The sequence below is a fragment of the Glaciimonas sp. Gout2 genome (assembly GCF_035018905.1).
Taxonomy (GTDB): Bacteria; Pseudomonadota; Gammaproteobacteria; order Burkholderiales; family Burkholderiaceae_D; genus Glaciimonas.
This window is the reverse complement of the sequence record NZ_JASJXA010000013.1, coordinates 122,338-131,328: the sequence shown is the minus strand read 5'-3', so window position 1 is coordinate 131,328 and position 8,991 is coordinate 122,338. Positions and strand designations below refer to the sequence as shown.

The 8,991-nt window shown below is 48.4% G+C and carries 4 protein-coding genes; all 4 read left to right on the top strand.

From position 1 onward, the window contains the following. Window positions 1-118: 118 nt before the first annotated feature. The 4 genes from QN379_RS11625 to QN379_RS11610 all read left to right on the top strand — a co-directional run bounded on the left by QN379_RS11625 (window position 119) and on the right by QN379_RS11610 (window position 8,852). On the top strand, window positions 119-2,605 hold the full coding sequence (locus QN379_RS11625) for a hypothetical protein (RefSeq protein ID WP_323506679.1): 2,487 nt from the start codon (window positions 119-121) through the stop codon (window positions 2,603-2,605). A 417-nt stretch (window positions 2,606-3,022) separates the two neighbouring features. Then, window positions 3,023-3,901, top strand: a complete 879-nt coding sequence (imuA, locus tag QN379_RS11620) for a translesion DNA synthesis-associated protein ImuA (RefSeq protein ID WP_322239440.1) — start codon at window positions 3,023-3,025, stop codon at window positions 3,899-3,901. 50 nt (window positions 3,902-3,951) lie between these two features. Continuing rightward, window positions 3,952-5,427 carry a DNA polymerase Y family protein gene (locus QN379_RS11615; protein WP_322239441.1) on the top strand — a complete coding sequence of 492 codons (1,476 nt, stop codon included), beginning with the start codon at window positions 3,952-3,954 and terminating at the stop codon, window positions 5,425-5,427. Between the two features lie 206 nt (window positions 5,428-5,633). After that, window positions 5,634-8,852 carry an error-prone DNA polymerase gene (locus tag QN379_RS11610; protein ID WP_322239443.1) on the top strand — a complete coding sequence of 1,073 codons (3,219 nt, stop codon included), beginning with the start codon at window positions 5,634-5,636 and terminating at the stop codon, window positions 8,850-8,852. Window positions 8,853-8,991: the final 139 nt, after the last annotated feature.

Below are 8,991 nucleotides of genomic sequence, written 5' to 3'. Positions count from 1 at the left end.
ATGAGCGGTCACGATGCGCCAGAATGGTCGGTCACGATAGACCAGAATCGGTGGTCACGATCGGCCAGAATACCCAAAACTTGAAATAAGTACACATCTCGCTACCAAACCAGAAGATTTGCACTTCAGAACTGGCATTTCCGAATTTGTCGATACCGCACCAGCAACCGTCAGCGCGCTTCCGAACACGATTTCAGTTAAGGGAAACACGCTCAATATCCCGCATAACCTGTCCCCCAAAGGACTCATACAAAAGATGGCTGGTGGACCGATATATCTGGTCATGGCCTTAGATGGTTCAGAAAAAAAAGTGGGTTACCTCTGGAATGAATCGGAAGAAAAATTGGAATTGCAGACTGAGCAATGGTTTAAAGGATATGGACATCTGGTCGATGAAGATCCGCAAGTTTTTTCCAGGTTCATGAAAAACTTTCCACAACTCTCATCGTCATCGGACGTAGCGGATATGTTGTACAACAACAAAATTCTCAACGCGGTGCGCAAGCTTGAGTACCAGAGTTTCTTTGACCAAGCGCCGGAACGGCCAGAAAGCGGCGTCTATAGCTTAGGAGGCCGTGAATATGTCAAGCTTGAAGACGAATTCTATTTACTGGAAGAGAAATCTGGACCGGGCACGGAACGTCGCGTTATGGGAGAAGGTATTCCAAACGACTTACGCCTTGATATGAAATATGACGGCGAAAACTGGCACGTAACAAATAATCATTTGATTACACCAGTCTCTGAGCTTCCTAAGACTATTACCTCTTTTGATGACGCAATAAAACAGGGGTTTAACTTACCAGAAGGTTGGTCAGCATCGACGATGTACGTTGATAATTTTAATGCCGATCAATTTATTTTCAGCTTTCAAGATGAGAGCGGCAACATCATATATCGCCATGGCCCGAACCAAAAAAATGCATTCGAAGAACTTTCTGCTGAGGCGTTTGAAGAAAAGCGATGCAGAGTGAGGCGAGCGCCACCTGGTACTTTGCAAGCAAGTTGTAGCATGATGGGCTTTAACATCACGCCCTTACCACGAGAGTCGGCACGGACTAAGGCAATCAATCATCTTGTTACGCTGGATATGAAAAACCTTCCTTTTTATGAGCGCTCGCTGCTTCGACTTGAAATGCTACGCGATGCTGAAAAAATTGAAAATGCGTTCCAAAAAATTCCCCAACTCGCACAAGATTTTCTCGCTTTAACCGCTCGCATGGTTAGCAAGCCGAAATTGACCGTGTCTGCCGCCAGCAAGGAGCTACGCACGTTAACATGGGGACGCGGCACTGTGCCAGCAAATAGGCTGCGGGATTTGACGCAGTTTTGGCAAGAAGTACACTTACAGCTAGAGCATGAATCCTCTGATCATTTGGGAGGGGCGGCCACTGCACTGAAAGATGTGTGCAAACTAGGCCTGCAACTCTGCCAGACACAACAGTCTTATGGCGAATTAGCAGACCTTTACGTTGATCAGGTAAAAGAGCTGAACCACTTAAATGATGATTACGAAACCAACTTCATCATGCCGCAACAAAAAATGACATCGCGGCTCTGGAAAACGGTATTTGGTCCCCCTCCAGCCTCAGTACTGACAGAGGCTGGAGGCTGGACATTTGCGGTGCGTGCCAAAGGCTTATCTGAAATAAGTGCTATTTATGGAGCGAAATTTGCCCACGATATTAGTGCTGCATACGCCAATAGCTACTCACTTGCCGGTCAGTTGACAGACTGGGCGAAGAACGACCCACAACCATTCTGGCAGCATGCTTCTGCTTTTTTTCACGTTGCTGAAGAAAGTTTGACAATGGCCTACAAAGATAATTTGGTACGAACAATATCAAAATTTGGCAGTTGCGCCGCTCCCTACAACATCAATAAGCTACGCATTATCTCGCCGTCAATCAGCCCGCAAGGAATACATTACCGATATAACCTGGAAAAACATATAGAAAGCGCACCTCAGGAGGCGTCGCTCTTTGCCAACACGATTTCAGCCTACACTTATGAAGGCGGCCCTGAGCGTGGCGAGCTTTATCTGATAACCACAACATTTTTATCACCAATCAACAACCCCAGTTCGTTGCAGGACACCTTACAACATGAGTTGTCACATTTGGCAATACCGGACGGTCACCAGGAATTTTATCTTACAGCAGACAGATCAAAATATGGGCACCACTCAGAAAACGGTCTGCGTCGGAACGCCGACGCCATACTCAGTTCACAGGCGGCATTTCTGGGATATGCGGGAACTCAACCACAAACAAAGCAGATTTTTTTAGCGCATTTCAAAACGGTATTGCCCGCTACCCTCAAGAATTATTTGCCCGAAGGTATTAAGAACGATCTCACTGATAAACGTTTTCAGGAGTTTGTCAAAAAAGTCTTCGAAGGACCACCCGATGAAAAAATTGCGGCATTTATGATGCCTGATCTATTTATCGCATGGCTTCAACATATGTCAATAGTATTACCTAAAGTAGGTGCTGAAAATACAAAATTGAGACATACGCGCGATGCTTCACCTAACAATATGAATGTCCAGGTCCAAAAATTTCTGGCACGTGAATTGTTTGAGGCGAGCAGTCATAAAAAGTAAAATTGGTGTAGATTTCATGGTATTTTTGCCTCATGTGCATGATGTAAGGAAGGTATGCGGTATCAAAAGCACATCGAGGTGAGTTGATATTCGTCAACCAAAGTACCGAAAACAATGCCACAAATGAATCGAAGCGAACTTGTCGCAAAGCCAACTCACCTAGGTTCCGCAATATGCGGAAAGAATCACCCCGCTAACGCTATCGATCTACAGACAAAATAAAGCCAATATTTAGCAAAATTCAGCATCAAAGTGGGCTCATAACAAAATTAGCTAATGAATTATTGAAGAGCCATTGAAAAAGTACTGTATATTTATACAGTACAATAGAAATTATCTTTTTCTCGTCTATTCAAATAATCTGTTAATTAAGTCAGTTAGCAAAAATGCTATCCGACTAAACAATTGAGCTAAATTATGTCCGCCACTCCACATATTATTGCGCCTCCTGCCGCTCGCTCCAGCAGCATATCCGTTGCTGCACAGTCGCTAGTTGAATCGCTCCCGCATGCGTTGTGGCGCGGCAATCAAATGTCATCTTATCGCGGCGCCGTCATGACATCTGGTCATGACGCTCTGGATCAAGAACTCCCCAATCGCGGATGGCCCCATTCGGCATTAATAGAGCTTTTGTTGCAGCAAGCTGGAAGTGGTGAAATGCATTTATTGCAACCTGCCTTAACCATGCTCACGCAAGAGAATCGAAGGATCGTCCTTTTGCACCCCCCCCATTTACCCCAAATAGCAGCGTGGAGCGGCTGGGGTCTGCCTGTGCATCAATTGCTATGGATAAAGACCGCCGGAAGCGCTGATGCACTTTGGTCAGCTGAGCAGATTTTACGCAATGGTAGTTGTGGTGCTCTGGTTTTCTGGCAATCTCATATCCGTACCGATGCGCTACGACGCTTGCACCTCGCAGCACAAGCCAGCAACACCATGTTGTGGATGGTCCGACCTTTGAGCGCGGCCCATGAGTCGTCACCTGCGCCGTTAAGACTGTTGCTCCGCCCTGCACATAACGGTATCGAAGTACAACTACTCAAGCGTCGCGGACCGCAACATATTGAACCGCTTTACCTGACTTGGGCCAATAGCGAAGCATCGGATGCAGTGGAAGAAACATCAAATCCATTAATACATTCAGTCAGCACAAATATTACGGACACAAAAATACTCTCAAGAATCAACATTAAGACAACTCAGTCCATGAAGAAGAACCAAGGGCATAACCAGGAACTCGCACTAGAAACACAAATCCAGTCTGTGGAATTGCCAGCACCGCATAACCAATATTGACGCGAATTGACTCGAACTGACGCGTACAGCCACTTTTTAGGAGGCCAATAATGATGCCTTTGTGGATTGGTGTACATCTTCCTTTATTACCGCTTGAAACCTGCCGCCCGCGCTGGTCTGCACCAGGCATGATGGCGGTAATGGATCACGATCAGGTATTGACGATGACAACCGATGCTGCCGCCAGCGGTGTGCGCAGCGGAATGCGGCGCGGCGGCGTGCTGGCAATCGCTCCCCAAACTACCCTTTATGAACGGGATTTAGTCAAGGAGCAAAGTGCAATGGATGCGATAGCGCTGACATTGTTGCAATACACACCGGAAGTCACACATGCCGAAGAAGCCAGCTTACTGCTTAACATCAGCGCCAGCCTGAGCGCTTTCGGCGGTCGCTTAGTACTCTGTCGTCGTGTGCGTGCAAGCATTGATGCGCTCGGCTTTACCGCACAAATCAGCATGGCGCCAACCGCACAAGGAGCGTGGTGTTTAGCGCGTTATGTACCGCGTTCCGGTCTACCCAAACAACGTCGCAGCGTCCGAATGGATACCGCACTGCGCTACATCCAGGCATTACCATTTTCTGTATTGCCGGCAACACATCCTTATCAAGAGTGGCTGGAAGGAATCGGCTGTCGCACCATTGCTGATCTTCGCAGATTACCGCGCGCGGGATTGCTGCGACGTAGCGACAAACGGATACTGGAAACGCTCGATTGTGCGTATGGCGTCGCACCGGAAATGTTTGAATGGGTGCAAGCCCCGAAAGAATTCTCAGCCTATCTGGAATTACCAGATCGGATAGAACATGCCGAATCGGTCTTGTTCGGCGCACGTCACTTAATCCAGCAAATGATCGGCTGGCTGGCGGCACAACAGTTGGCGATCTCTGGTTTTGTTCTTTCAATGGAACATGAACGCGGGCGTCAGGCAATTGCACCAAGCACTTTGGAAATAACACTCGCAGAACCGGCATGGCATGAAGCGCATTTGTTGCGCTTGCTAAAAGAGCGTCTTAGCCGTTATCAGCTAAGTGGTCCGATTATTGCCGTGCGACTGAGTGCAACCCAGGTAACCCCAATGTTGCCACCTACCGCATCACTCTTTCCTGAGCCCGGCGGCACCTCAGCTGACTATCATCGTTTGTTAGAACTCTTAACAGCACGACTCGGCGCAGAAAATGTCCTCGCGCCAGCTGCATTGGCAGATCATCGGCCAGAAGTGGCGAATGCCTGGCAAGCTGCCAGCAATACCCTTTTGCAGACGACCAATACGATCATTGCAAGCCAACGACCATTTTGGCTTTTACAACAACCACTCGCCCTGTTGGTGCGCGACCATCGACCATTTTATGGATCACCGTTAAGGTTGCTGTCGGGGCCGGAAAGAATTGAAGCCGGATGGTGGGACGAAGGACTTGCTGTACGCGATTACTTCATCGCAGAAGGCAGTGAAGCGGCGCGTTATTGGGTCTATCGCGAACGTGATGGAGAAGATATCAATTGGTATTTACACGGACTGTTTGCCTGAATCCTCTCGTCTTTAATTCAGTAATGAAAATCGTCAATAAATGATAATCCCACTTAAATAAGAGTATTGGCGTACTGCATACAAACCAAAAATCACCTTCAAGAATATCAAAAATACGCGTTAAATTTTGACTTATTTTTTACTAATTAAATGTAAAGACTTCCCGTAAAGCCGCGTTTTATCGTTTTTTTATCGTTTTTTTTAAAATGAATACTCTGCCCCTAAAATCAACACTTCCGGACTATGCTGAACTGCACTGCGCCACCAACTTTAGCTTCCTGCGTGGTGCGTCGCATCCGGAAGAATTGGCTACCCGCGCTGCACAGTTAGGCTACCGCGCACTCGCCATTACCGATGAATGCTCTGTAGCTGGCGTTGTCCGCGCACATACCGAAGCCAAAATCCATAAGCTGCATCTGATTATCGGCAGCCGATTTCAGTTAGTCGACCAAGATGACAATCCGACTTTCTCAATCATCGTATTAGCCCAAAATCGCGAAGGCTACGGTAATTTATCAGAGCTCATAACATTAGCACGTACGCGGGCTACCAAAGGATCATACCGCCTGAGCGCCGATGATCTGACTGAACTTGATGTCGCTCCCCACTCAGATGAATGCGAGAATCCGTACGCACATCTGCGCACTCTGCCTGATTGCCTGATCATACTGTTGGCTAGTCATGGCATGAGTGCTGCCGCCCTCGCCAAACAGGCAAAGTGGCTGAAAAAAAACTTTCCACAGCGGGCCTGGATCGGTTTAACGTTGCTCCATCGTGCCGATGACGATCATCATCGTGGCATCGTCGAAATGGTGGCAAGCAAGATGTCCATTCCAATAGTTGCGACCGGCGATGTCTGCATGCATGTGCGCTCGCGCAAGCCGTTGCAGGATACGCTGACCGCTATCCGTTTGGGTAAGCCGATTGCAGCGTGCGGATATGATCTGGTACCAAATGCCGAACAGCATCTGCGGACGCGATTGCGTCTGACTAACCTCTACTCACCTGCGGCATTAGCAGAAACCATCAACATCGCCGATTTGTGTCATTTTTCACTCGATGAACTACGTTACGAATATCCGGATGAGTTAGTACCTGCGGGTCAGACGCCCACCACTTATCTGCGACAGGAAACCTATATCGGCGCGCACCAATTGTTTCCGGAAGGTATTCCCCTTAAGGTCCAAAAACAAGTTGAGCAAGAACTCGACCTGATCAATGACCTCGGTTATGCGTCGTACTTTTTAACCGTCTATGACATCGTTCGCTTTGCGCGCAGTCAGGACATACTATGTCAGGGACGCGGTTCGGCTGCGAATTCTGCAGTATGTTATTGCCTCGGCATTACCGCAGTGGACCCAGCGCGCAGTACGCTTTTATTTGAACGCTTTATTAGCAAGGAACGCAACGAACCACCGGATATCGACGTCGATTTTGAGCATCAGCGGCGCGAAGAAGTTATCCAATATATCTATAATAAATACGGACGGCTGCGTGCTGCATTGACGGCAGTAGTGATCAGCTATCGTCCGCGCAGTGTATTGCGCGATGTCGGCAAAGCGCTTGGTGTTGATCTCGGCGTAGTCGATCAGGTTGCCAAATCGCATCGGTGGTGGGATGACAAGCACAATCTGGATCAGCGTTTTCTGGAGTGCGGGGTCGATCCCCAATCAGCGCTGGCCCAGCAGTGGTCAACGATATCCCATACGTTATTGGGATTTCCCCGCCATCTGTCTCAGCATCCCGGTGGCTTTGTGATTTCACGCGGCAAGTTATCACGTTTGGTGCCGATCGAAAACGCAACGATGAAAGATCGTAGTGTTGTCCAATGGGATAAAGACGATCTGGATGCCTTGGGAATACTGAAAGTTGACATACTGGCGCTAGGCATGCTGACGATGCTACGGCGTGCCTTGGCGTTGGTGGCGCAACAACGCGGTGAAGCATTTGAGCTGCGCAATATTCCTGCCGAAGATACGGCAACCTACGACATGATTTGCAACGCCGATACCGTTGGCGTATTCCAAATTGAAAGTCGGGCTCAGATGAGCATGCTGCCGCGTTTGCGACCAAGAAAATTTTACGATCTGGTCATCGAGGTGGCAATCGTCAGGCCCGGACCGATTCAGGGCGGCATGGTACATCCTTATCTTCGCCGAAAACAAGGGCTAGAAAAAGACAACCTTCCTAATGACGAATTAAAAGCGGCTTTAGGCCGCACTTTAGGCATCCCTATTTTTCAGGAACAGGTCATGCAAATCGCCATTATCGCAGCAGGATTTACACCCGGCGAAGCAGACGGTCTGCGCCGTGCGATGGCAGCATGGAAACGAAAAGGCGGATTGGATAAATACCGTGAAAAATTGATTGCCGGGATGACGGCAAATAATAAATATGAAAAGTCATATGCCGAAGCAATCTACAGCCAAATTCAAGGATTTGGCGAATATGGCTTTCCAGAAAGTCATGCGGCCAGTTTTGCTTTGCTGGCCTATGCCAGCGCATGGTTGAAATGTCATGAACCGGAGGCTTTTCTATGCGCGCTATTGAATAGTCAGCCAATGGGATTTTATTCGCCATCGCAACTAACGCAGGATGCCCGCCGCCATGGCGTTGAAGTGTTGCCGGTTGATGTCACCATCAGCAATTGGGAGGCAACTCTGGAAACCTGTTCTCAATCAGAAGCAACTCAATTAAATACAGCGCAGCCAAGGGCAAGACAAGCAGTAAGATTAGGACTAAATATGGTGCGCGGCTTAAGCGCCGATAGCGTGATGGCGATCGAAGCGGCCCGTGCAATCAGAGCCTTTAGCGACATTCATGACATGGCCTTACGCGCGCATTTAAAGCGCGATCAGTTACAAGCATTGGCGGCAGCCAACGCACTGATCGCCCTATCTGGCAATCGTCGACAGGCGTTATGGCAAGCATTGATCAGCGCACCCGATAGAGATTTGTTAAAGATCGCAAAAGTAGAAGAGCCGTCGCTATTGCTAAACGCACCCAGTGAAGAAGAAAGTCTGGTCAACGATTACCGCACGCTAGGACTGACACTTGGTCGCCATCCTCTCGCATTTTTGCGCAAACAATTAAGCGCAAAACGGTTCGTTCCAGCCGATGTACTCAACACCTTTGCCAATGATCAACTGGCCCGTGGCTGCGGCATCGTCACTGTTCGGCAACGTCCCGGCACAGCAAAAGGCACCATGTTTGTCACCATCGAAGACGAGACCGGTTCAATCAATGTCATTGTCTGGCCTGGATTAGTCGAAAAACAGCGCAAAGAATTGCTCAGCGCCACCCTTCTCGGCGTCTATGGCATTTGGCAATCCAAGGACAACGTCAGACATCTGGTCGCTAAACGACTGGTGGATTTATCTGCATTACTTGGGCAATTACAGACTAGCAGCCGAGATTTTTGTTAAACGCATTTACCGCAAGATTATTTACTTGTAGCAGAGCAAATCGACCCCGCCAATCAGTGTACGATTTTATCGCGCCTTAACACTTCTCGAACTTCTGACTTCGACCGAGATTGTATGAAAACGCAAAAGCAGGAAATTT